At 62.9% G+C, this 23,076-nt stretch carries 21 protein-coding genes and 2 tRNA genes; 5 read left to right on the forward strand and 18 right to left on the reverse strand.

Going from position 1 to position 23,076, the window contains the following annotated elements; translation table 11 throughout:
- Positions 1-258 precede the first annotated feature (258 nt).
- Together AC07VI_RS13920 and AC07VI_RS13925 are read right to left on the reverse strand one after the other, a co-directional pair.
- Entirely contained in the window at positions 259-1,401 is a 1,143-nt protein-coding gene (locus tag AC07VI_RS13920) for an AAA family ATPase (RefSeq protein ID WP_492993297.1), read from the reverse strand.
- Complete coding sequence (locus AC07VI_RS13925) at positions 1,398-2,285, reverse strand: RNA ligase family protein (protein WP_086147581.1); 888 nt, start codon at positions 2,283-2,285, stop codon at positions 1,398-1,400. The genes AC07VI_RS13920 and AC07VI_RS13925 overlap by 4 nt, the downstream gene beginning before the upstream one ends.
- A gap of 437 nt (positions 2,286-2,722) precedes the next feature.
- On the opposite strand from AC07VI_RS13925, the gene AC07VI_RS13930 reads away from it, so the two are divergent.
- Positions 2,723-4,120, forward strand: coding sequence for an RtcB family protein (locus tag AC07VI_RS13930; RefSeq protein WP_172404857.1), 1,398 nt, complete (start codon positions 2,723-2,725; stop codon positions 4,118-4,120).
- On the opposite strand, the gene AC07VI_RS13935 is transcribed toward AC07VI_RS13930, so the two are convergent.
- The 8 genes from AC07VI_RS13935 to AC07VI_RS13970 all read right to left on the reverse strand — a co-directional run bounded on the left by AC07VI_RS13935 (position 4,117) and on the right by AC07VI_RS13970 (position 13,395).
- Positions 4,117-4,878, reverse strand: a complete 762-nt coding sequence (locus AC07VI_RS13935; RefSeq protein WP_226936518.1) for a sulfite exporter TauE/SafE family protein — start codon at positions 4,876-4,878, stop codon at positions 4,117-4,119. The genes AC07VI_RS13930 and AC07VI_RS13935 overlap by 4 nt on opposite strands.
- Before the next feature lies 1 nt (position 4,879).
- Positions 4,880-5,881 carry a phosphate acetyltransferase gene (pta, locus tag AC07VI_RS13940; RefSeq protein WP_086147578.1) on the reverse strand — a complete coding sequence of 334 codons (1,002 nt, stop codon included), beginning with the start codon at positions 5,879-5,881 and terminating at the stop codon, positions 4,880-4,882.
- Positions 5,882-5,988: 107 nt separating this feature from the next.
- Complete coding sequence (gene xsc / locus AC07VI_RS13945) at positions 5,989-7,803, reverse strand: sulfoacetaldehyde acetyltransferase (RefSeq protein WP_492993294.1); 1,815 nt, start codon at positions 7,801-7,803, stop codon at positions 5,989-5,991.
- Positions 7,804-8,028: 225 nt separating this feature from the next.
- Entirely contained in the window at positions 8,029-9,039 is a 1,011-nt protein-coding gene (locus AC07VI_RS13950) for a porin (RefSeq protein WP_086147577.1), read from the reverse strand.
- 82 nt (positions 9,040-9,121) lie between these two features.
- Positions 9,122-9,937, reverse strand: coding sequence for a thiazole synthase (locus tag AC07VI_RS13955; protein WP_086147576.1), 816 nt, complete (start codon positions 9,935-9,937; stop codon positions 9,122-9,124).
- Positions 9,934-11,238 (reverse strand): D-amino acid dehydrogenase, encoded by a 1,305-nt coding sequence (locus AC07VI_RS13960; RefSeq protein ID WP_492993291.1) that lies wholly within the window; start codon positions 11,236-11,238, stop codon positions 9,934-9,936. Before AC07VI_RS13960 ends, AC07VI_RS13955 begins: the two co-directional genes overlap by 4 nt.
- Positions 11,239-11,254: 16 nt before the next feature.
- Positions 11,255-12,319: a YeiH family protein gene (locus AC07VI_RS13965; RefSeq protein ID WP_086147574.1), complete on the reverse strand. Its 1,065-nt coding sequence runs from the start codon at positions 12,317-12,319 to the stop codon at positions 11,255-11,257.
- A gap of 206 nt (positions 12,320-12,525) precedes the next feature.
- Positions 12,526-13,395, reverse strand: coding sequence for an NAD(P)-dependent oxidoreductase (locus AC07VI_RS13970; RefSeq protein WP_492993289.1), 870 nt, complete (start codon positions 13,393-13,395; stop codon positions 12,526-12,528).
- 257 nt (positions 13,396-13,652) lie between these two features.
- Between AC07VI_RS13970 and AC07VI_RS13975 the strand changes: the two genes are divergently transcribed.
- Positions 13,653-14,306: an FxDxF family PEP-CTERM protein gene (locus tag AC07VI_RS13975; RefSeq protein WP_226936213.1), complete on the forward strand. Its 654-nt coding sequence runs from the start codon at positions 13,653-13,655 to the stop codon at positions 14,304-14,306.
- A 48-nt stretch (positions 14,307-14,354) separates the two neighbouring features.
- Here AC07VI_RS13975 and hisC read toward each other — a convergent pair whose 3' ends face one another.
- Positions 14,355-15,413, reverse strand: coding sequence for a histidinol-phosphate transaminase (gene hisC, locus AC07VI_RS13980; protein ID WP_086147571.1), 1,059 nt, complete (start codon positions 15,411-15,413; stop codon positions 14,355-14,357).
- A gap of 123 nt (positions 15,414-15,536) precedes the next feature.
- On the opposite strand from hisC, the gene AC07VI_RS13985 reads away from it, so the two are divergent.
- On the forward strand, positions 15,537-15,713 hold the full coding sequence (locus AC07VI_RS13985; protein WP_494808803.1) for a hypothetical protein: 177 nt from the start codon (positions 15,537-15,539) through the stop codon (positions 15,711-15,713).
- Positions 15,714-15,875: 162 nt separating this feature from the next.
- Here AC07VI_RS13985 and AC07VI_RS13990 read toward each other — a convergent pair.
- The 5 genes from AC07VI_RS13990 to AC07VI_RS14010 all read right to left on the reverse strand — a co-directional run bounded on the left by AC07VI_RS13990 (position 15,876) and on the right by AC07VI_RS14010 (position 19,803).
- A tRNA-Ser gene (locus AC07VI_RS13990) sits at positions 15,876-15,965 on the reverse strand.
- Between the two features lie 437 nt (positions 15,966-16,402).
- Positions 16,403-16,492, reverse strand: a tRNA-Ser gene (locus AC07VI_RS13995).
- A gap of 112 nt (positions 16,493-16,604) precedes the next feature.
- On the reverse strand, positions 16,605-17,894 hold the full coding sequence (serS, locus tag AC07VI_RS14000; RefSeq protein WP_492993286.1) for a serine--tRNA ligase: 1,290 nt from the start codon (positions 17,892-17,894) through the stop codon (positions 16,605-16,607).
- A 134-nt stretch (positions 17,895-18,028) separates the two neighbouring features.
- Positions 18,029-18,232, reverse strand: a complete 204-nt coding sequence (locus AC07VI_RS14005; RefSeq protein WP_099375127.1) for a hypothetical protein — start codon at positions 18,230-18,232, stop codon at positions 18,029-18,031.
- A gap of 149 nt (positions 18,233-18,381) precedes the next feature.
- Positions 18,382-19,803, reverse strand: a complete 1,422-nt coding sequence (locus AC07VI_RS14010; protein WP_086147591.1) for an aminotransferase-like domain-containing protein — start codon at positions 19,801-19,803, stop codon at positions 18,382-18,384.
- A 180-nt stretch (positions 19,804-19,983) separates the two neighbouring features.
- On the opposite strand from AC07VI_RS14010, the gene AC07VI_RS14015 reads away from it, so the two are divergent.
- A complete protein-coding gene (locus AC07VI_RS14015; protein ID WP_157792498.1) occupies positions 19,984-20,274 on the forward strand; it encodes a DUF2917 domain-containing protein in 291 nt (96 codons plus the stop codon).
- Entirely contained in the window at positions 20,271-21,008 is a 738-nt protein-coding gene (locus AC07VI_RS14020) for an NAD-dependent epimerase/dehydratase family protein (protein ID WP_086147567.1), read from the forward strand. Before AC07VI_RS14015 ends, AC07VI_RS14020 begins: the two co-directional genes overlap by 4 nt.
- 2 nt (positions 21,009-21,010) lie before the next feature.
- Here AC07VI_RS14020 and AC07VI_RS14025 read toward each other — a convergent pair whose 3' ends face one another.
- Positions 21,011-22,330: a replication-associated recombination protein A gene (locus AC07VI_RS14025; RefSeq protein ID WP_086147566.1), complete on the reverse strand. Its 1,320-nt coding sequence runs from the start codon at positions 22,328-22,330 to the stop codon at positions 21,011-21,013.
- A gap of 73 nt (positions 22,331-22,403) precedes the next feature.
- Positions 22,404-23,072: an outer membrane lipoprotein chaperone LolA gene (gene lolA, locus AC07VI_RS14030; protein WP_492993282.1), complete on the reverse strand. Its 669-nt coding sequence runs from the start codon at positions 23,070-23,072 to the stop codon at positions 22,404-22,406.
- Positions 23,073-23,076 lie beyond the last annotated feature (4 nt).

Here is a 23,076-nt window from a genome sequence, read left to right on the forward strand (position 1 = left end):
ATGACTCCAGTTCATTCAATGAGGGTGAGTGCTTCACGCAGGAAATCACACAGGAAACGCGAGGGTGTCAGCCCTCGCGCCGCAACCCGGCGGTTCACCGTACCAGGCAACTCATTGTAATAAATGAAAGGGCTTGAATATACTCAGTTTGTTGCAATTTTAAAAATAATTGTTATTTTTTTGACTGCTTGCGCATGCGTGAAAAACCACCTGGCAACAACGCTTTCCAGCACCGCCGCCAGGCAGTTGCCGCACACCTCAATCGACGCAATAGCGCACGGCATGGGCTTCCGTCGGCAGCGGGATTTCCCAGTTCCACAGCATCGCCTGCAGCTTCTTGTTGCTGAGCGAAGTGTCGCGCTGGCCGTTGCGCCGGAGTAATTCCTTGCGCGGCTGTTCCAGGTACACGAGCTCCACCTGCGCATGGTATTTATACAGCAGGTTGAGCGTCTTTTCGCGCATCAGCCGCGACAAATGCGTGGCGTTCCACACGAACGGCTCGCCACGGCGCAACAGTTCGCGCGCCCGCTCCTCCGCGTAGTCGCCCACCTGCCCCTCGTTCTTGCCGTGCTTCAAGCCCAAGGCCGTGCGCGCATCGTCAAACGACACGACGGGCAGGCGCGGATGGTGCTTGTCCACCCAGGTATTCTTGCCCGACGCGGGCAAGCCCGACATGACGATCACCTGCGATCCCGCTTCCTGGAACAGGGGATAGTCGGGATGCGCCTCGGCGCCGCGAAAGTATTTCACGCGCGTGTGATCGTCGACAAAGACCCTGCGCTGGCCATAGCAGCCCTCCTCGCGCGCCAGTTCGCGGAACAGCTCGATGGCGTCGAGGATGCGTTGCGGATCCGGGCAGATGCGGCCGCGGATATCGGCCTCGGCCAGCATGGCCAGCAGGCGGATATCGACCTGCCACGACAGTTCGCGCACGGTAAATTCCGGCGTGACGCCGCGCCGAGATTGTTCCAGCGCAAAGAACGGCACCTGGTGCACATTGATCAGGCGGCAGATTTCCTCGCGCACGGCAAACGGCACGTCGTAGTCCCACAGGGCGATGCGCGCATCGAGCGCGCCCTTGCGCGAGTGGCCAGGCTGGCCGATGGCGCCCGTCACCGGGTCGATCACCGTGGTGCTGCACTTGGCCACATCGTGCAGCAAGGCGGCCAGGAACACGATTTCCTGTTCCGCCCGCGTGGCCTGCTGATACTCAGGCATGCCCAGCAGGGATTCCACCACCATCACGGTATGCGTCCACACGTCGCCTTCCGCGTGATACACGGGGTTTTGCGGCGTGGTTTTCGCCAGTTCCAGCTGCGGGAAGGCGGCCAGGCAGGCCTTGAAATCGGGCGACCGGCCCGCTGGCGGCACCAGTTGCTGCAGGGTTTTCCAGTTCATCATTGTGTACTCCTTGAAAATGCTGCCAGCTCATCGAGCGAGCTGCAGGTGTGCAGGCCCAGGCTGTCCCAGGTGACGAGGGGCTGCGGCGCGTACAGGTCCACGCCGTCGGCCAGCTGGTTCGGGATCAATGGCCGCGCGCTGTGGTGCGAACCGCTGTCGAGGATGGTTTGCGTAAAGTCATGGCGCACCAGCTTGTAGCGGGCCAGCACTTGCTCGTCGTCTTCCACTTTCAGGTACAGGCCTTCCGCGTGGTCGGACTTGTCCGTCTGCTTCCAGCACAGGTCCAGCGGCAGGCGCTCGCGCGCCACCACGTTTTCAAAGGCGTCGCGCCACAGGCGGGACTTGGCCAGCGAATGGCGCAGCAGCTGCCACAGCTGTTTCGGCGACGCGGGCATCAGCCCAGCGTACAGCACGGGCACGGACAGCACGGGCGAGCCGGCCAGCATGGCGTGGCGGCGCGCCGTCGACAGAAACATCTGCGTGCGCCGGCAATACACGTCGAACTCGTTGAAATAATGGGGCAGGCGGTCGTAAAACACGGAATGCTTGCTGTAAGACCATTCGCCAAACAGTACAAATTGATCTTCAAGCATATGCAGCAAGGCGTGCTCGTGCGCATGGGCCCACGGTTTCAACAGGTTGAACTGGCGTTCGCTGCCGCCGCCCGCCAGGTAGTGGCCGCGCGACTGCAGCAGCACCTCCCCCGCATCGCTGAACGACACGGCGGAATTGGCGCCATCGATTTTTTCCTCGATGACGACGTAGCGGCCGGCCAGCTTTTTCAGGGGCATCTGGTCGGAACCGTCGTCGCCGTCCTGCAGGCGCGAGCCTTCCAGGTGCGGCGTGCGCGGGTATTTAAATAAGGGCAAAGATTGTAAAAACATAGCGTCCCACGCCGCGTTCACCGGGGCGTGTCCATACAGGGTCAGGGGTGCTGACGACGTGTTCGGGCGTGGACGATCAGGACGGTGGTCCTGGATACGTGTGCGGAAAGAGCAAAAACAGTGCCGCAGCAATCGGAGGCGTCAACGCGCCGAACGATGCTGCAGAGAGCATTTCGTCAGCGTTAGCAGGTGATGGCGAAGAAGCGAGGCACTTTTGGCTCCAATAAGGAAGAGGTTCGAGAAAGAACCGCGAATATAAAGGCTGTTTGATTATTATGCAAGTGGCTCTTCCGTATCGTGCGCATCCTTGTACGCCCCCCCGCTTTGCAATCCGCACAAAATTTGCTAAGCTGGCGGCACTTCCTGTCGCTGCTGCGTGGAAAACAAACATGGCCCTTGCAAAAGGGCCGTGCATTCGTTATTTCCGGAGCAGAATCGTGTTTCCCATATCCAGATTACAAAAAGCCCTGCGCCGCCAGGGCATCGCCGTCGCCTATGCCGACGGTATTTATACACTCAGCAATCCGCACGCCCAGGCGTCCGTACTGCTGCCCCACAACTTTCCGCTCGAGGAAAAAGCCGTGCGCCAGCTGATGGAATTTGCCGCCGTCGCCGTGCCGGGCCAGGATGGCCATGTGTGCAAGGCGTGCGCCACGCCCGACTTCCATCCGGGCAGCATCGCGCCCGTCGGCAGCATCGTCGCCACCAGCCCCGACATGGTGATCCCCGCCATCCCCGGCACGGATATCGCCTGCGGCATGCGCCTGATCACGACGGGCTTGACCCTGGCGCAGTTCGAAGCGCGCAAGCCGCAGCTGCTCGCCAAGCTCAAACATGTGCTGCTGGAAGACGGCCGCAACGTGCCGCTGCGCTCGAAGGCGTTTGCCGCCCTGTTCGATGTGGGGCCGGAAGCGTTCATCGACAGCCTGCATGACGATGGTTTGTGGCCCCGCGTCGACAAGCAGCGTTTGCTGCGCGAGCTCGACGCTTGCATCGCCCTGCGCGAACTGGGCGGCGGCCTGCGCCATGCGCCCGAAGCGCTGGTGGGCACGCGCGAAGTGATACGCGACCCCAGCCTGGGCACGACCGGATCGGGCAACCACTTCGTGGAAATCCAGCTGGTCGATGCCGTCATGGACCGCCACGCCGCGTACCGGCACGGGCTGGTGCCGGGCGAAGTGGTCGTCATGATCCACAGCGGCAGCCGCGACGTGGGCTTTTTTGTCGGCAGCCGCTGGATGGACCGCGCCAAAGAGGCGTGGCCGAAAGGCGTGCGCCACCCGCAGTCGGGCCTGTACGGCTTGACGGGCGAACTGGCCGGCGAATACATGGACGCCATGGGCGTGGCCTCGCGCTATGCCTGGGTCAACCGCATGGTACTGGCCGAGCTGGTGCGCGACAGCCTGTCGCAGGTGTTTGCGCAGGATCAATCGCGCCTGATGGTGGACGTGCCGCACAACGTCATCCTGCGCGAGCATGGCATGAATATCCACCGCAAGGGCGCCACGCCGGCGCGCGAAGGCGACCTGGCGCTGATCCCCGGCTCCATGGGCGACTATTCTTATGTGGCAACTGGCATGGGCAATCCCGACTGGCTGTGGTCGTGCTCGCATGGCGCGGGGCGCAGCATCCGCAGGCAAGCCATGCGCGCCATGCGGCCCACGGTGGGCGGCGACGAGATGGCGTTCCAGTGCGTGACCCTGCGCGAGGAACGCCGCGTCGAGGAAGCGCCGATGGCGTACAAGAAGATCGGCCCCGTCATCGCCGCGCAGGAGGAAGCGGGCTTGCTGCAATCGGTGGCGCGGCTGAAACCTTTGCTGACCTTTAAAGCCTAGCGCAGCAATTGCGGCACGGCCGCCGCCATCAGCGACAGGCCGATGGCGGTCAGCACGGCGAACGCGATGCGGCGCATGCCGCGCTGGGCGATCGGCGGCGGGTAGCGCTTGCCGGCCATCGTGGCCAGCACGCCGACGGGCAGGGCCAGCATGCACAAAAGTAACACTTTCGCGTCCAGCTGGCCCTGGCTGCCCGCCATCAGCGAGCGTCCGCCCGCACTGATGGCAAACAAAAAGATCAGGCTGTAGCGGATGGTGGTCAAACTCATTTCCTGGCGGTAAAACTGGTACACGAGGGGCGGGCCGGCCAGCGAAAACAGGCCCGAGAACAGGCCGCCGCACACGCCGCTGATGAAAAAGCTGCGTTTATCCGCCGCGCCCGGTCCCGGCGGCGCCTGCAGCAGGATGCTGACGCCGCCATACACGATGGCCGCGCCCAGCAACAGTTTCAGCACGGGCGCATACGCCTGGTCCAGATATCCCAACAGCAACACGCCGGCCGCCATGGCCGGCAGCAAGCCGATGCTGGCGGCGCGGATGGCGCGCCAGTCCAGGTGGTGCAAGGCACCGGGCAAGGCCACGAGACAATTAGCCAGCGACAACAAGCTGACGAGGGCCGCCAGCGCGGGCACGGGCGCCAGGCCCAGGCCGCTGGCCACGCCCATGACGATCATGCCCAGGCCAAAGCCCGTGACGGTCTGAAAATACGTGCCGGCCGCCACCACGCCCAGCAGCGCCAGCACGGGCAGGCTGAACAAGTCAGCGCCCACCCTGGGCCTGCACGGCCGTCACGGCAATGACGTTGTACACATCAATCGCGCTGCAGCCGCGCGACAGATCGTTGGCCGGCTTGTTCAAGCCTTGCAGCAAGGGGCCGATGGCGACGGCGCCGCCCATGCGTTCGGCCAGCTTGTAGCCGATATTGCCCGCGTCCAGGTTCGGGAATACCAGCACGTTGGCGCGGCCGTTGACGACGGAATCCTTGACTTTTCTCTGGGAAATTTCGGCCACGATGGCCGCGTCAAGCTGCACGTCGCCATCGATGGCCAGTTGGGGGCGCTGGGCCTTGACCCGGTCCGTGGCCGCATGCACCTTGTCGACGGCCGCGTGGTGGGCGCTGCCGCTGGTGGAAAACGACAGCATGGCGACCCTCGGTTCTTCCATCAGCAGGGCTTGCGCGCTGTCGGCGGCGGCCATGGCGATGTCGGCCAGCTCTTCCGCCTTCGGATCGACGACGAGGGCGCAGTCGGAAAAGATGAAACCGCCCTTCAGGCTGTGGAACGGTTCGCACAGCATCATCAGGAAAAAGCTCGACACGAGCTTGAAGGCGGGATCGACGCCGATGATCTGGATGGCGCTGCGCACCACGTCGGCCGTCGTGTGCACGGCCCCCGCCACGCAGCCGTCGGCGTCGCCCAGGCGCACCATCAGGTTGGCGTAGCACAACGGGTCTTGCACGGCGATGCGCGCCTGCTCCACCGTCATGCCCTTGGCTTGACGCAGCACAAACAATTGCTGGGCATAGTGTTCCGACTCGTCGGACCTTGCCGGGTCGACCAGGCGCACGCTATCGAGGTCCAGCCCGTGCTCGTGCGCCAGGGCGAGGATGGCGGCCGGCTGGCCGACGATGGTGATGTGCGCCAGCCCTTCGGCGGCTGCCCGCGCGGCCGCCTGCAGCACGCGCGCATCGCCGCCCTCGCACAGGACGATGTTTTTCGGCACGGCGCGGGCTTGCTCGATGATGCGGTGCAGGGCTTTCATGGCGACTCCAATTCGGTAAAAAAAGTACCGGAACCATGGAAGCATGAAACATGGTTCCGGCACATAAAACCCGGCAAGCCGGGGTCATACAAGGATCGAACGACTGATTACACGTAGTCTTTGTACTTGTCCAGATGACGGATAGGTTTGCTCAGCGCATCGCGGCGGAACGGGTCGCCCAGCTCGCGCGTGCACATGATTTCGATGATGGTCGTCTTGCCTTCATTCATCTGCATGGCGATCGCCTTCTTCAGCGCCGGTCCCACGTCTTCCAGCTTGTCGACCGTGATGCCTTCGGCGCCCATGGCCCGCGCAATTTCCGCGAAGCTCTGGTTGTCGAGTTCTCCGGCAACGAAGCGGCGGTTGTAGAAATCCACCTGGTTTTTCTTTTCCGCGCCCCACTGGCGGTTGTGGAACACCACGGCCGTCACGGGAATGTTGTGGCGCACGCAGGTCATCGTTTCCATCAGGCTCATGCCCCAGGCGCCGTCGCCCGCATACGACACGGCCGGACGGTGCGGCGCCGCCACTTTCGCGCCGATAATCGTCGGAAACGCGTAGCCGCAGTTGCCAAAGCTCATCGCCGCAAAGAAGCTGCGCGGCTTTTCAAAGCGCAGGTAACTGTTGGCCACCGAGTTGATGTTGCCGATGTCGGTCGACACCATCACGTCTTCCGGCATGGCTTTTTCCAGCTCGCGCAAGACCTGGCGCGGGTGCAGGTAGTTGCCCGGCTCTTTCTTCTGCTCTTCGATCATGTCCAGGCTGTACGCATCTTTCTCGTGCGTCCAGTTGTCCAGTTCGTCTTCCCACGCGGCTTTTTCCGCCTCGATGGTGGCCTTGCGCGCGCCGCGCGTGGCGTCGCAGTCGAGCGTCTTGCCGTCCAGGCGGGCCAGAATCGCTTTCGCCGCCGCCTTGGCGTCGCCGCAGATGCCCACCGAAATCTTTTTCACCAGGCCCAGCATCTTGTTGTCGGCGTCGATCTGGATGATCTTGGCGTTCTTCGGCCAGTAATCCATGCCGTGCTGCGGCAGGGTGCCGAACGGTCCCAGGCGCGAACCGAGGGCGACGACGACGTCGGCCTGGGCGATCAGTTTCATGGCCGCCTTCGAGCCTTGATAGCCGAGCGGACCGCACCACAGCGGATGGCTGGCGGGAAACGAGTCGTTGTGCAGATAGCTGTTCACCACCGGCGCGCCGAGGCGCTCGGCCAGGGCCTTGCATTCCTCGATCGCTTCGCCCATGACGACGCCGCCGCCCGAGATAATCACGGGGAACTTGGCTTTCGCCAGCAGTTCGGCCGCATCGTCGAGGCTTTGCTCGCCGCCGGCGCCGCGGTCCAGGCGGCTCGGTTTCGGGATTTCCGCCTTGATTTCGCCATAGAAATAATCGCGCGGGATGTTCAGTTGCGTCGGTCCCATTTCCGACATGGCGCGGTCGAAGCAGCGGCCCGTGAATTCCGCCATGCGGGCCGGATTGGTGACATGGCCTTGATATTTCGTAAATTCCTCGAACATCGGCAATTGATTGGCTTCCTGGAAGCCGCCCAGGCCCATGCTCATGGTGCCCGTTTCCGGCGTGATGATGACGACCGGCGTGTGCGCCCAGTAGGCGGCGGCAATGGCCGTGACGCAATTGCTGATGCCGGGGCCGTTCTGGCCGATGACGACGCCATGGCGGCCCGAGACGCGGGCATAACCGTCGGCCATGTGGCCGGCGCCCTGCTCGTGCACGACGGGAATCAAGCGGATGCCGGCCGGCGCGAAGATGTCCATCGGGTCCATGAAGGCCGAGCCCATGATGCCGAACATGTCGGTCACGCCATTGGCGGCCAGGGTTTCCACGAACGCTTCGGACGGCGTCATCTTTTGCGGGCCTGCTGGAACGGCAGCGGCGGCGGCTTTTTGGTCGGACAAATCGGTCATGGCTCAGTCTCCTTACGGTTTTATGAAAAATCGGTATATTTTGTTCCGATATTTGAAATACACATCCAATTTAACGGTTGCGAAATGCGCTGTCAATGAAAATTCATGAAAAATCGGACTGTTTCATTCCTGAATCCGGAATCCGCGACTTTGCCCCCTTCCTGAAACAACAATGGCGGCTTATCCGCAACAGACAAGCCGCCATCACTACCTGCGCTGCCGCGCTTAGAACTTCAGGCGCATGCCCGCCGTGAAGGCGCTCGAGTTATGCCCAGGCAAGGGCACGCTGCCGCCGCTCGATGCGTCGCCGACGAAGTTGGTGCCCGCGCCATCGTTGCTGATGCGCCCGTACGAGGTGTACAGGTTGGTGCGTTTCGACAAGGCGTAGGTGTAGCCGATGGCCAGCTGGCGCCCGCCGCGTCGCGCGTTCGTGCGGTCGTCCTTGCGGATGTAGGAGGCCATCACGCTGCCCGCCGCCCCCACGGGGGCCGAGACGCCCACCATGTAATCGCGGAAATCCGTGCCGATATCATCCTTGTCCGTCTCATACGCGGCGTGCAGCTTGGCGGGGCCAAAGTCGTAGGTACCGCCCAGCAAGGTCACTTTCGCCGTGTTCAGCTCGCTGTCCTTGCGGTTGTCGTGCGCCAGGGTCAGCACGAGCGGACCGTTGGCGTAGTCGATGGAAAAGTCGATGGTGCGGCCCAGGGTGGCGCTGTCCGGCTTTTCGCCCAGGCCGTACATGACGGCGGCCGACAGGCCGTTCACCTTCGGCGTCTCGTACATGATGGCGTTTTTCGTGCGCAGGCTGGCCACGCTCATCAGGTTGATCGAGGCGCCCGTCATGCCCGTCTCGAAGGGGTCGATATTGTCCAGGGCCGTGAACAGCGGGTTGTGCTGCAAGCCCAGGTTGACGGCGCCGAAGCCGCCGGACAGGCCCACGTAGGCCTTGCGCCCGAACAAGGCGCCCTGGCGGTTGGCGCCCGTGTCCACGTCGAGGCCATTTTCCAGCAGGAAATTGGCCTTCAGGTTGTTGCCCAGGTCTTCCGTGCCCTTGAAGCCGATGCGGCTGCCCGACTGCACGCCGGTGGCCAGCTTGGTGACGGAACCGTCCGCGCCGCCGTGCTCGGACGTGAAGCCCGCGTCGAGCAAGCCGTACACGGTGACGGACGACTGGGCGCTGGCGCTGCTTGCGAAAAAGGAGGCCAGGACGGCCGCCGCTACGAGTGTGTGTTTCATGTCATCTCCAGGTATTGTGGTTTTTATAAACGCTTGAAGCGATATCAACTACGGTGCTGCAAACTGCGGTAAATGGGGCGGCTCAGGCGATCAACCCGGCCATCGGCGACGAGGGCGCAGCGCTCATGACGCCCGCTCTCCGGGGCATGCGTCCGGCCAGATAGGCCTCGCGTCCGCCCTGCACTGCCAGTTTCATGGCGCGCGCCATGCGGATCGGCTCGCGCGCCGCCGCGATGGCGGTATTCATCAAGATGCCGTCACAGCCCAGTTCCATGGCGATGGCCGCGTCCGACGCCGTGCCCACGCCGGCGTCGACCAGCACGGGCACGCGGGCCTGCTCGATGATCAGCGACAAGTTCCACGGATTCAAAATGCCCATGCCCGAGCCGATCAATGACGCCAGCGGCATGACGGCGATGCAGCCGATGTCTTCCAGCATGCGCGCCTGGATGGGGTCGTCGCTGCAATACACCATCACCTGGAAGCCGTCGCGCACCAGCTGCTCGGCCGCCTTCAAGGTTTCCGGCATGTTCGGGAACAGGGTCTTTTCATCGCCCAGCACTTCCAGCTTGCACAGCTGGTGGCCGCCCAGCAGCTCGCGCGCCAGCTGCAGGGTGTAGACGGCGTCGCGCGCGTTGTAGCAGCCGCCCGTGTTGGGCAGGATCGTGTATTTCGACGGCGGAATGAAGTCGAGCAGGTTCGGCTCGCCCTTTTCCTGGCCGATATTCACGCGGCGTATCGTCACGGTGACGATCTCGGCGCCGCTTTCCTCGATGGCGAGGCGCGTTTCCTCGAAATCCTTGTATTTTCCGGTGCCCACCAGCAGGCGCGACTGATAGGTGGTGCCGGCCAGGGTCAGGCCGCCGGGGGTATGGCTGGGGATGGCGTCGTCTCTCATCGTGGTGCTCTCCTAAGTTGAACCAAAGCGGCCTCTTGCCGGGGCGGCTCGCCGCAAAACGCAAAATCGACTTCCGGCCGCCGCCCCGAGACGAGGTCGGTGATCGCCCTGCCCGCGCCGCAGCCCATGGTCCAGCCCAGGGTGCCGTGGCCCGTGTTGAGGAACAGCTGGCGATAGCGCGTGGGGCCGATATACGGCACGTTCGACGGCGTCAGGGGGCGCAAGCCGGCCCAGTAGACGGGGTCGCCGTAATCGCAGGCATCAGGAAACAGCGCCTGCACGCGGCGTGTGATGGCGGCGCAGCGCACGGGATTGAGTTCGCGCGTGTAGCCGTTCAGCTCGCATGTACCGGCCACGCGCAGGCGCTCGCCCAGGCGCGAAAACACGAGTTTATGGCCGTCGTCCGTCAGCGATACGCTCGGTGCGGCGGCGGCGTCAAGAATCGGATAGGTGGCGGAATAACCTTTGCCCGGATACAGCATCAAGCGGATGCCCAGCGGTTGCAGCAGCGGTGCGGAAAAGCTGCCCATGGCCACCACCACGGCGTCCGCGTATTCCAGGCGATGGCGCCCCTGCGCATCGATGCATTCCACGCCCGTGATGCGCTCGCCATCGGCCAGCAGCCGCGTCACCGTCGTGCCAAAGCGAAAATCCACGCCGGCCCCGGCGGCGCGCGCGGCCAGCGCCGTGGTAAACAGATGCACGTCGCCCGACTCGTCGCTGGCCGTAAAATCGCCGCCGACGATGTGCCGGCGGGCATGGGCCAGCGCCGGCTCCAGCCGTATCACTTCATCGGCGCTGACGGTATTGCGCGGACAGCCCAGCTCGCGCAGGAGCGCGGCGCCCGCTTGCGATTTATCAAACTCCTGCTCGTCCGTATAGAAATGCAAAATACCGCGCTCGAGGTGGTCGTAGGCGATGCCCGTCTCGCGGCGCAAGGCTTGCAGGCTCTGGCGGCTGTATTCGGCCAGGGCGACGATCTGGCGCATATTGCGCGCCACCCTGGCCGGCAGGCATTCACGCAGGTAATGCAGCGCCCACTGCCATTGCAGCGTATCGAGGCGGGGACGGAACAGCAGCGGCGCGTCGTCCTTGCCCAGCCAGCTCACGACCTTGCGCAGGGTGGCGGGATTGGCCCACGGTTCCGCGTGCGACACGGAAATCTGCCCGCCATTGCCGAAACTGGTTTCCTGCGCGGCGCCCGCCTGGCGTTCGAGCACGCGCACGTCGTGGCCCGCCTGGCGCAAATACCAGGCCGATGCCGTGCCGACCACGCCGGCGCCGAGAACGAGGACTTTCATGGCGGGCCCGATGCGCTTAACGCGTCAGCAGGACGGCGATGGCGACGAAGGCGGCGATCCACACCGTTTCCATCACCAGCATGATCACGGGACGCCAGCCCAGCGAGGCCAGCGACTGGAACGAGGTTTTCACGCCCAGCGCGGCGATGGCGATGACGAGGCAGGCGCGCGAGGCGTTGTTGATCCAGCCATTTACCTCATGCGGGATCAGGCCCAGGCTGTTGGTAATGACGAGCCAGACAAAGCCGATCAGGAAGAACGGCACCAGCGGCGGCGCGTCGACTTCGCTCTTGCCGTCCTTGCGCTTGAACATGATCGACAGGCCCAGCACGACGGGCACGAGGCAGGCGACGCGCGTCAGTTTCACGAAGGTGGCGACGTCGCCCGTATGGTTGCTGACCAGATAGCCGGCGCCGACCACTTGCGCGACGTCATGAATCGTGCCGCCGATGAACACGCCCGCTTCCGTCGGGTCAAAGCCCAGCAGCTTGACCAGCAGCGGGTAGACGATCATGGCCAGGGTGGACAGCGACGTCACGCCGACCACCGTCAGCAGGGTGAACTTTTCGTTTTCCTTGGTTTGCGGCAGCACGGCCGAGATGGCCAGCGCGGCCGAGGCGCCGCAGATGGCCACGGAGCCGCCCGACAGGATGCCTTCCGTGATCGGGCGTTTCAGCCACCTGGACAGCAGGTAGCCGAAACCCAAAGTCGCCACCAGGCCGCCGACGACGATCAGCAAGGGCGTCACGCCCACCGAGGCGATCTGGTTGAAGGTGATGCGCGCGCCCAGCAGGGCCACGCCCGTGCGCAACAAAATCTTGCTGCAGAACTCGATGCCGGGCTTGCAGGTGGGATCGGATGCGAGGAAGTGGAAAGCCAGGCCGAAAAACAGCGCATACAGCAGCTGGGGGCCGCCGTAATTGCTGGAAATAAAGGTGGCCGACAGGGCGATCACCAGCGCGATGGCCACGCCGGGCCAGCTGCGCAGCACGGCGCGGGGCCGCCAGATGGCGACGGCGGAAGACAGGTAGGGAATGTTCTTGTCGACAACGCGTGTTATCGCTGAGGAGTTAGTTTTCATGCTGGTCCGCTCATAATGTTTTAAAAATTGGGACATTTCATCTCGTTTTTTAATAATACACGATGAGCTAGCGAAGTCCATGCTTTTCCATGAAAATCGAAACCGGATGTTCCGGAAACTGACGTTTTTTATTTTCACACCCGTAAACGACAAGCGGCGCGGCCCTGGGCAGGGATGCGCCGCTGGCATGTTGGTGAGCTAAGCGCTTACTTTTTATGCAAACGGGTAATCAGGCTGGACGTGTCAAAACGGTTGCCGCCCGCCTGCTGCACTTCGCCGTAGAACTGGTCCGTCAAGGCCGTCACGGGCAGGTCGCTGCCGTTGCGCCTGGCTTCGGCCAGGCAGATGCCCAGGTCCTTGCGCATCAGGTCGACGGCGAAACCGAAGTCGAACTTGCGCTCTATCATGGTCTTGCCCCGGTTTTCCAGCTGCCACGACTGCGCCGCGCCCTTGGAAATCACGTCCACCACCAGCGCCGCATCGAGGCCCGCGTTTTCCGCGAAGGCGATGCCCTCGCTCAGGGCTTGCACGAGGCCCGCGATGCAGATCTGGTTGACCATTTTTGTCAGCTGTCCCGAACCGGACGCGCCCATGTAGGTGACGGCGCGCGAGAACAGGGCGATGACGGGCTCGGCCCGTGCATACGCCTGCGCGTCGCCGCCGACCATCACCGTCAGCTTGCCGTTTTCCGCGCCGGCCTGGCCGCCGGATACGGGCGCGTCGAGGAAGAACACGCCCTGCTCTTGCGCCGCCGCGTGGATGGTGCGCGCCGCTTCGGCCGACGCCGTCGTATGGTCGATCAGGATGCTGCCCGGCGCCATGGCGGACAGCAAGCCGCCCTCTTCCAGGATGACCTGGTACAGATCGTTATCGTTGCCGATGCAGGTGAAGACGAACTCGGCGCCCGCTGCGGCGGCGGCCGGCATGGCGGCGCTGCTGCCCTTGTGCTGCTCCAGCCAGGCGGCCGCGCGGGCCGGGTTGCGGTTGTACACGGTGACGTCGTGTCCGCCCGCCGCCAGGTGACCTGCCATGGGGAAACCCATGACGCCCAAACCGATGAATGCCACTTTTGCCATATTGTCCGTCCTGTCGAGTATGAATCCGATTATTGTTGCACAAATGGCCCATGGCGGCAGCAAGGCGAGGCCCTAAGCGACGTTTGGCGCACAAGGAGTGGCGATTGGGAAACATCCGTATTTCAACTAGACAAGACGAAAATTATCATAAAGAACTTTTATTGCATTTTTTTCTAGTTAATATTATATTGAATTGGCATTGCAAATAAGTAAACTCTTGCCCCGTCCTTTTCCCAACCTCTGTTAAGGAGTCGATCTTGCAAACTGCATTTTCCCGCCTGAAAATCATCAGCGCCGCCGCCCTGCTGCTCGCCGCCAGCGCCGCACACGCAGACATCACGGTCTTTACGAGCCAGTCCGCCTATCTGGCAGCGGTCGGCAATACGGGCGTCGATACCTTTGATGATTTGCCCATCGATGCACTCGACGGTCCGCTGTACCGTAATGCCGGCAGCTACGGCTACATGGTGAGCAGCATTGGCGCCTCGCCCATCCTGTACGGCGCCGGCACGGGTAGCGACAACTGGCTGAGCACGAACAACCGCAACGACAGCGTGGTGTTCTCCAACTTTTCCAGCGACGTACGCGGCGTGGGGGGATTCTTCTTCGGATCGAACTTTTCCGGCGAATATGCTAGCGGCCAGAGCATCACATTGACAGCGCGCAATAAGCTGGGCGAACTGCTCACCTACGAGCTGGCCTTGCCGACGCAAGCCTCGTTTATCGGCTTCGTGTCGTCGGGCGCCTTCTCGAACCTGGCCGTCAGCACCGCCGGACAGATCGGTATCTGGCCCACCATCAATAACCTGTCCGTGTCGGCCGTACCGGAGCCAGCCACTTATGGCATGCTGTTGGGCGGCCTGGGCTTGCTCGGCTTCATGTCGCGCCGCCGCCGGGCCAGCCAGCAGTAAACAAACTGGCGCCTGGTAGGGCTGCCGCCAGCCGTACCAGGCTTACCATCACGACAATATTTCGCGCAATGCCGCCATCAAGGCCGCACATTCTGCCGGATTACCGATGCTGATGCGCAAATACTGGCTGATGCGCGGTGCGTTGAAATGGCGCACGATCACCGATCTGGCGCGCAGGCCGGCCGCCAGTTGCACCGCGTCATGCCGCGGGTGGCGGGCAAAGACAAAGTTGGCCACGGACGGCAGCACCTCGAAGCCCAGCGCGGTCAAGTCCGCCGCCAGCTGTGCGCGGCTGTCGATGACGGCCCGGCGCGTCTGCTGGAAATACGCTTCGTCGCGCAGCGAGGCGACGGCGCCGGCCAAGGCCAGCCGGTCCAGCGGATAGGAATTGAAACTGTTCTTCACCCGTTCCAGCGCCTCGATCAGGTCCGCATGCCCGAAGGCACACCCCACGCGCAAGCCGGCCAGCGAGCGCGATTTCGAGAACGTCTGCACCACCAGCAAGTTCGGATAGCGCCCGACCAGGGCCACGGCGCTCGCGCCGCCGAAATCCACATACGCTTCATCGACCACCACGACGGCGTCGGGATGCTCGCGCAGCAGGGTTTCCACGCCGGCCAGCGGCAAGTCCACGCCCGTGGGCGCGTTGGGATTCGGGAAGATGATGGCGCCGCACGGCCCCCGGTAGTCTTCGGGACGAATGCGCATGCTGTCGTCGAGCGCGACCGTGCGGTAATCGATGCCGTACAGCTTGCAATACACGGGATAGAAGCTGTAGCTGATGTCCGGGAACAGCAGGGGCGCGTCGTGCTTGAGCAAGGCCATGAAGGCCAGCGCCAGCACTTCGTCGGAACCATTGCCGACGAACACCTGTGCGCTGCTCAAGCCGTGGTAGTCGGCCAGGGTTTGCTTCAGTTCGCTGGCCGTGGGATCAGGATACAGGCGCAGGCTGTCGTTGGCCGCTTCGCGCAGCGCGGCCAGCACCTGCGGCGACGGACCGTAGGGGTTTTCGTTGGTGTTGAGTTTTACCAGGTCGGGCAGTTTCGGCTGCTCGCCGGGGACATAGGGGGTCAGCTCGCTGACGATGTTGCTCCAGAATCGGCTCATTGCTTTTAGTGGTGGGGGCGGGATGGGAGGGGGTAGATTAACATAGGCTGAGCGGGGTCAAGGTGGGGGGGAAGCTGTTGAGGCCAGATATGCGACAGCGCAATACAATGAGGAGATACTGTCATGAGCGGATGGGGCGACACACAGGAGCGGGATACGGCGGATATGAAGATGGAGCATGCCGATTGCGCGACCAAAAGCGATGTGGCTGCGGCCAGATTGGCCATGATTTTATGGTGCGTGGGGACGATGATTGCTACGTCAGCTGTAGTGTTTGCGGTGACGCGGCTGGTGCACTAGCTTGCGTTACGTTAGTGGGGCGCTGGCTTTCAAGGCCTGAATGGAGGAAAAACGCCTTGCGCTGCGCGCTTTGGGCGTTTTTTCTACCTGCATTGATGCGTCGCAGGCTTTTTGGCGTTCCCAATAAAAAAAGCTCCCTTGCGGGAGCTTTCTTATTTATTCTGGCGGAGAGGGTGGGATTCGAACCCACGGTACGATTTAACGTACGCTTGATTTCGAGTCAAGTACATTCGACCACTCTGCCACCTCTCCGTTTACTGCGGTCTATTCATTCAAACTGGCATGCCTGTTTGAACGAGGCGCTATTTTAGCATGGGTGTTGTTGGGTTGGGTAGGGGTTTATTGGTGATTTGCAACTGAGGGCTGGCAAACCAAAACCTATCTGGACGATTCGGAGAGCCTCGCGCGAGGCGCGGCTCGCCTTTGTAGACGCCGCCTTGGCGCACGCGTGAAAACCATGAAGACCAATTGGACGATTCGGAGAGCCTCGCGCGAGTACGCGGCTCGCCTTTGTAGACGCCACCTTGGCGCACGCGTGAAGACCATGAAGACCAATTGGACGATTCGGAGAGCCTCGCGCGAGTACGCGCTCGTCTTCGAATCCCACGCGTACGCCCCGCAGGGGGCGTACTCCTCTTCGCCGCCACAAATAAAAAAAGCTCCCTTGCGGGAGCTTTCTCTATTTGTTCTGGCGGAGAGGGTGGGATTCGAACCCACGGTACGATTTAACGTACGCTTGATTTCGAGTCAAGTACATTCGACCACTCTGCCACCTCTCCATTTGCTGCGGTCTTTCCCCGCATTGCTGCGAGAAGGCAAGATTATAGCAGCCGCTTGAAAAAATGGAAGGACTATTTTCAGCCTCCCCTTCACCCGGCTGCCTGCACCTTTTTACGCCGTCAGATGGGTCAGGCCGCCCATGTACGGGCGCAGCACTGGCGGGATTTCGACGCTGCCGTCAGCTTGCTGGTAGTTTTCCAGCACGGCCACCAGGGTGCGGCCCACTGCCAGGCCGGAGCCGTTCAGGGTGTGCGCCAGTTCCGGCTTGCCGGCGGCGTTGCGGAAACGTGCCTGCATGCGGCGCGACTGGAAGGCTTCGCAGTTCGACAGGGACGAGATTTCGCGATAGGTGTTCTGCGCCGGCAGCCACACTTCCAGGTCGAAGGTCTTGGTGGCGCCGAAACCCATGTCGCCCGTGCACAGCGACATCACGCGGTATGGCAGGCCCAGGCGTTGCAGGATCGCTTCCGCGTGGCCAACCATTTCTTCCAGCACCTGGTACGAGGTGTCCGGGTGCACCACTTGCACCATTTCCACCTTGTCGAACTGGTGCTGGCGGATCATGCCGCGCGTGTCGCGGCCGTAGCTGCCCGCTTCCGAGCGGAAGCATGGCGTGTGGGCCGTCATTTTCAGGGGCAGTTGATCGAGCGCCAAGATTTCATCGCGGGCGATATTGGTCAGCGACACTTCCGACGTGGGGATCAGGTAGAAGGTTTCGCCCTCGCCTTCCGCGCCGCCTTTTTTCACCGAGAACAGATCGGCTTCGAATTTCGGCAGCTGGCCCGTGCCGCGCAGGGAATCGGCGTTGACCATGTACGGCGTATAGCATTCCGTGTAGCCATGCTCGTCCACGTGGGTGTTGAGCATGAACTGCGCCAGCGCGCGGTGCAAACGGGCGATGCCGCCCTTCATGACGGAGAAGCGCGAGCCGGTCAGCTTGGTCGCCACTTCGAAGTCCAGGCCCAGCGGGCCGCCCACGTCGACGTGATCCCTGACTTCAAAGTCAAAAGTGCGCGGCGTGCCGACCTTGCGCACTTCCACGTTGCCCGACTCGTCCGTGCCCACAGGGGCCGATTCGTGCGGCAAATTCGGCACGGCCATGATGAATTCGCTCAGCTTGGCCTGCACCAGGGTCAGGGCCGCCTCATCGGCTTTCAGCTCATCGCCAAGGCCAGCCACTTGCGCCATCACGGCCGAGGTGTCCTCCCCCTTGCCTTTCAACATGCCGATTTGCTTGGACAGCGCATTGCGCTTGCCCTGCAGCTCTTCGGTGCGCGTCTGGATCGCCTTGCGTTCGGCTTCGAGGGCGGTAAAACCTGCCACGTCGAGCTGGAATTTGCGCGTCGCCAGGCGTTCTGCGACGGTGGCGATGTCTTTACGGAGAAGTTGGATATCTATCATGGGTGGATGGCGGTGCCGATGTATCGAAAGCACTCATTGTACCAAGACCCTGTTCACTTCGATGAGTTTTGCGCAAGGTCAACCATCGTCATGGCAGCCTGGCCGGGCACTCGCGCCCGCTTTACAAGCGGTGTTCAGATAAAGGCGGCTTTTTCGGCGGCCGTCAGGCGGCGGGCGCTGACGGTAACGACAGGCATCGTACTGTCGGCGGCCTTGGCAATCAGGGTCGACGTGGCGCTCACTTCCACGGTATTCGCGCCGGCCGTGGCGAAGCTGGCGCCGATGGCGATGATGGCGGCGGCGACAAAGGCGACTTCCATGTTTTTCAGTGCTTGCATGATGTGACTCCTGGTTAGTTTGTGTGTTTGACTGCTGCTGGTATGGTGCTACTGTAGCCAGCGGCGGCAAACAAGGCCACCGGCTTGCGACCGGCGGCAAAAAACAGGGAGCGAACGGTGAAAAACAGGGACTGAAACGCAGACAATAGTTACAAGGCCTCATGCACCAGGCGGCCTAATCGGCCGATGGCCTGCTCGATGCGGGGCGTCCACGCATTGCCGCAATTGAGGCGCAGATAATTGCCGAACTTGCCCGAGGCCGAGAACAGCTGGCCCGGCATGTAGGCCACGCCGTCGGCGATGGCCTGGCCATGCAGGGCCAGCGCATCGACTTGCGGCGGCATCTGCACCCACAGCACGAAACCGCCCTGCGGCTCGGACAGCATGCAGTCCGCCGGAAAACTGGCCGCCACGGCGTCGGACATGCGGGCGATACGCTGCACCAGGGTGCGCCGCATCTTGCGCAGCTGCTGGTCGTAGCTGCTGCCTTCCAAAAAGTCGGCCAGCACGGCCTGGAAGAAATGGCTGGTGGCGCCGCTCGACACGGTTTTCAGCAAGGCCACTTCCTGCGCGAAACGCCCGGCCAGCACATAGCCGACGCGCGACGCGGGCGTGATAGCCTTGGAAAACGAGGAGCACAGCAGCACATTGCCGCTCGTATCGTAGGCTTTCACGGGCCACGGGCGCTGCGGCGCAAAGCACAGGTCGCCATACACGTCGTCTTCCACCAGCGGAACATTGAATTCCGACAGCAAGCCCGCCAGCCGCTTCTTGTTGGCTTCCGGCATGACGCAGCCGAGCGGGTTGTTCGCGTTCGGCACGAACAGGCAGGCCTGCACGAGGCCGGCGCGCAAGGCCAGCTCCAGCGCATCGAGCGACGGCCCCGTCTTCGCGTCGGTGGGAATTTCCAGCGCCTTCATGCCCAGGCTTTCTATCATCTGCAGCAGCACGAAATACGTGGCCGACTCGATGGCGATGGTGTCGCCCGGCCTGGCCACGGCGCGCAGGCACAGGCTGATCGCTTCCGTGCAGGAATTCGTCACGACGATCTCGCGCGGGTCCAGCTTGCCCCAGTCCAGCGCCCGGCGCGTGACCTGGCGCAGGAAGTTGCCTTCGCTGACGTCGTAGCAGCTGACCTTGCTCAATAAAGCCGGTTCGCGCCGCGCCACGGCGCTGATGGTGCGCTGCATGCGCTTGATGGGCAAGATCTCGTCGGGCGGCCAGGCCGTGCCCAGCTGCACGATAGCGGGCGCCTCGTTTTCCTTCAGCACGCGCATCAACAGGTTGTTGATGCCGACAAATGCCGGCTCCTTCAGGTGCTGGGCATCGGCACTGCAGGGCCGGCGCGGCGCGCGGTGGCGCACGAAATAGCCGGACTGGGGCCGCGCATCGACTTGCCCCCGGTCTTCCATCAGGCGCAAGGCTTGCATCACGGTACTGACGGAAATGCGCTTTTGCTGCGCCAGGTGGCGGATCGACGGCAGGCGGTCGCCGGGCGCGAACACGCGCGCGTCGATCAGGGCGCCCAGCTCGTTGGCCAGGTGCTCGTACAGGTTCAAAGGCGCGCTCATGTTCATCCCTTCAGTATGCGGCTGGCGCGCGCGGCACGCACAGATACAGTTGCCCGTTTTTTTGACAAGCACAGTGTACGACGAAGCACACTGTATGCATGACAATTTCGATTTCCTGCATCTGTCATGGTTCAAGCCCAGGGCCTAAGCTGTTCCTGTCAGCACAACAGGAGCGATGCCATGCCAACCGACCACGAATTACGCAGCGAACGGCCCCTGCGCCTGGAAAAAGCGCGCGCCAGGGTCATCGAATGCCTGTCCGGCACAGCCTGGATCACGGCCTACGCCCAGTTCGACGATTGCGTGCTGCGCAGCGGCGAACGCTACACGATACCGAATGACGGCCTGGTGCTGGTCGAAGCCGTGGGCAGCGGGCGCATCCGCGTGCATGGGACGGCCGCACCACGCCCCGCGCTGCTGCGCTGGCTGCATCGGCACCGCCCTCAAACATTCATCACCAGGAATACATGACTAAAGAATCACTGCGCGTCCTCGTCACGGGCGCCGCCGGCAGCATCGGCACCGCTTTCTGGAAGCGCCGGCACGGGGAGTTCTCCCTGCGCCTGGCCGACCTGCACACGCAAGGGCTGGCGCAAGCGCCCTGCCCCTCCATGCAGCTTGACGTCAGCGATTACGCCGCCTGCCTGGCCGCCTGCCTGGACACCGACGTGGTGCTGCACCTGGCCGGCGTGCCGCACGCCGACGCCGATTTCGATGCGCAACTGCTGCAGCCGAACATCATCGGCACGCACAATATCTTCCGCGCCGCACAGGCGCAGGGAGTGAAAAGAGTGGTATTCGCCAGCAGCGCGCAAGCCATCGAGGGCTATCCGCTGGACGTGCAAGTGCAGGAAAGCATGCCGGCGCGTCCGGCGAACCTGTATGGCGCCAGCAAGGCCTTTGGCGAAGGCGTGGCGTCGGCCTTCGCGCACCAGCATGGCATGACGGCGATTGCCGTGCGCATCGCCAACGTGGCCAGCTTTGCGCCAGGTCAACAGCACAGCGCGCGCGACATCGCCGCCTTCATCAGCGAGCGCGACGTGGTGCAGCTGCTGGCCCGCTGCATCGCGGCGGACGTGGCGCCCGGCTACCACGTCGCGCATGGCGTGTCGGACAACCGTTATAAACGGCTATCCATCGACGCGACGCGCCGGCTGGTGGGCTATGCGCCGCAGGACGACGGTTTCAGCTTGCTGGGCCTGTAGCCTCAGCCCTTGCCTGCCGGTTTTCCTGCTTTCCTGTCCAGCTCGCGCAGCCACGCCAGCTTGTCGGCAATCTTGCTTTCCAGGCCACGCGGCACGGGCTGGTACCAGCCCGGTTCCGCCATGCCGTCCGGAAAATACGTTTCGCCGGCCGCATAGGCATCGGGCTCGTCGTGCGCGTAGCGGTAGGCGTGGCCGTAACCGAGCTCCTTCATCAGCTTCGTCGGCGCATTGCGCAAGTGCACGGGCACTTCCTTCGATTTATCCTTCTTGACGAAGGCCATGGCCGTATTGAAGGCGTTGTAGCCGGCATTGCTTTTCGCGGCGATCGCCAGGTAAATGACGGCCTGGCCCAGGGCCAGCTCGCCTTCGGGCGAACCGAGGCGTTCATACGTTTCCGCTGCATCATTGACCATGGTCAAGGCGCGGGGGTCGGCCAGGCCGATGTCTTCCCAGGCCATGCGCACGATGCGCCGCGACAGATAGCGCGGGTCGGCGCCGCCATCGATCATGCGGCAAAACCAGTACAGGGCCGCATCGGGGTTCGAACCGCGCACGGACTTGTGCAGGGCGGAAATCTGGTCATAGAAATTGTCGCCGCCCTTGTCGAAGCGGCGCGAATTGAGAGTCAACGCATTGTCGACGAAAGCGGCGTCGATGGTCGTCGTGCCCGTCGAGCTGGCGGCCGTCTCGGCCTGCTCCAGCAAGTTCAAAAAGCGGCGCGCATCGCCGTCCGCATAGCCGATCAGGGTGTCGGCGGCCGCCTCGTCGAAGCTCAGGTGCGTGAGCGCCGTGCTTTGCGCCTTGGCCAGCAGCTGCTTCATCTCGTCTTCGTTGAGCGATTTCAACACATATACTTGCGCGCGCGACAACAGCGCCGAGTTCACTTCGAAGCTGGGATTTTCCGTCGTCGCGCCGATGAACGTCACCAGGCCCGACTCGACGAAGGGCAGCAAGGCGTCCTGCTGCGATTTATTAAACCGGTGGATTTCGTCGACGAACAGCAAGGTGTGCTTGCCGAACTGGTCCAGGCTGTGGCGGGCCTGGTCCATGGCCGCACGAATATCTTTCACGCCGGCAAACACAGCCGACAGGGCAATGAATTCGCTGTCGAAGGCGTTCGCCATCAGCCGCGCCAGGGTGGTCTTGCCCACGCCGGGCGGCCCCCACAGTATCATCGAATGGGCCTTGCCCGCCTCGAACGCGAGGCGCAGCGGCTTGCCCGTGCCCAGCAGATGCGTCTGGCCGATGACTTCGTTCAGGGTAGCCGGCCGCAAGGCTTCGGCCAGCGGCTGGCGCGGTGCGGTGGAAAAGAGATCCGCCATAATGAGTTACCTAATAAGAATGCAAAAGCCCCGCATCGCTGCGAGGCCGGCTCATACGCAAGGCGCGACAGTCTTAATTATTAATGACGTCCGCGCCCTTGGGCATGACGAATTTAAAGTGATTGGCAGACAGCGCCGGGTTTTTCTGGAAATTCTTAAACGCCAGCACCGAGGTCTGGCCGAACGAGTCGCGCAGCTCCATCGCTTCCGGCACGCCATTGCGCAGGCCGATGGTGATTTCGTCGAACGTCGTGTCCTTGGCTTTCGGCGTCGCCTTCAGCCATTCCAGGCCATCGCGCGTGCCCGCTTCGGCCAGGGTGAAATTCTTTTCCAGGTCGTTGCTGCCAAACAAGATGGCGGCCGGCGAGGAACCGAGGGCGTCGCCCAGTTTCTTGACCGTCACCTGGCTCAAGTCCTTGTCGTAGATATACAGCTTGTCGCCGTCCGCCTGCAGCAGCTGCTCGTACGGTTTCAAATACGTCCAGATGAACTTGCCCGGGCGGGCAAACTCGAAGGTGCCGCTCGCTGGCGTGGACACTTTCGCCTTGCCGCTGGCTCCCGCCTTGGCGTCCGCCTTCTTGACCTGGCGCTGCACGAACTCGCCCTTGGCCGACTGGGTGCCGGCCGCAAAGCTCTTGAACTGCTCCAGCGCGCTGGCCGAGGCGCTGGCCGCGAACAGCAGGCTGCAGGCGACGCTGGCCGCGCCGATGATCATTTTTGCTGCGAAAGTCGTGTTCTTCATACTG

This window comes from Janthinobacterium sp. GW821-FHT03A03, from assembly GCF_059421435.1.

Bases quoted from the DNA above. Each gene is read 5' to 3' on its own strand.
- xsc (WP_492993294.1), bottom strand. From the start codon at position 7,803: ATGACCGATTTGTCCGACCAAAAAGCCGCCGCCGCTGCCGTTCCAGCA.
- serS (WP_492993286.1), bottom strand. From the start codon at position 17,894: ATGATAGATATCCAACTTCTCCGTAAAGACATCGCCACCGTCGCAGAA.
- AC07VI_RS13925 (WP_086147581.1), bottom strand. From the start codon at position 2,285: ATGTTTTTACAATCTTTGCCCTTATTTAAATACCCGCGCACGCCGCAC.
- AC07VI_RS13960 (WP_492993291.1), bottom strand. From the start codon at position 11,238: ATGAAAGTCCTCGTTCTCGGCGCCGGCGTGGTCGGCACGGCATCGGCC.
- AC07VI_RS13955 (WP_086147576.1), bottom strand. From the start codon at position 9,937: ATGAGAGACGACGCCATCCCCAGCCATACCCCCGGCGGCCTGACCCTG.
- pta (WP_086147578.1), bottom strand. From the start codon at position 5,881: ATGAAAGCCCTGCACCGCATCATCGAGCAAGCCCGCGCCGTGCCGAAA.
- lolA (WP_492993282.1), bottom strand. From the start codon at position 23,072: ATGAAGAACACGACTTTCGCAGCAAAAATGATCATCGGCGCGGCCAGC.
- AC07VI_RS14015 (WP_157792498.1), top strand. From the start codon at position 19,984: ATGCCAACCGACCACGAATTACGCAGCGAACGGCCCCTGCGCCTGGAA.
- AC07VI_RS13950 (WP_086147577.1), bottom strand. From the start codon at position 9,039: ATGAAACACACACTCGTAGCGGCGGCCGTCCTGGCCTCCTTTTTCGCA.
- hisC (WP_086147571.1), bottom strand. From the start codon at position 15,413: ATGAGCCGATTCTGGAGCAACATCGTCAGCGAGCTGACCCCCTATGTC.
- AC07VI_RS13920 (WP_492993297.1), bottom strand. From the start codon at position 1,401: ATGATGAACTGGAAAACCCTGCAGCAACTGGTGCCGCCAGCGGGCCGG.
- AC07VI_RS13965 (WP_086147574.1), bottom strand. From the start codon at position 12,319: ATGAAAACTAACTCCTCAGCGATAACACGCGTTGTCGACAAGAACATT.
- AC07VI_RS14020 (WP_086147567.1), top strand. From the start codon at position 20,271: ATGACTAAAGAATCACTGCGCGTCCTCGTCACGGGCGCCGCCGGCAGC.
- AC07VI_RS14025 (WP_086147566.1), bottom strand. From the start codon at position 22,330: ATGGCGGATCTCTTTTCCACCGCACCGCGCCAGCCGCTGGCCGAAGCC.
- AC07VI_RS13970 (WP_492993289.1), bottom strand. From the start codon at position 13,395: ATGGCAAAAGTGGCATTCATCGGTTTGGGCGTCATGGGTTTCCCCATG.
- AC07VI_RS14010 (WP_086147591.1), bottom strand. From the start codon at position 19,803: ATGAGCGCGCCTTTGAACCTGTACGAGCACCTGGCCAACGAGCTGGGC.
- AC07VI_RS14005 (WP_099375127.1), bottom strand. From the start codon at position 18,232: ATGCAAGCACTGAAAAACATGGAAGTCGCCTTTGTCGCCGCCGCCATC.
- AC07VI_RS13985 (WP_494808803.1), top strand. From the start codon at position 15,537: ATGAGCGGATGGGGCGACACACAGGAGCGGGATACGGCGGATATGAAG.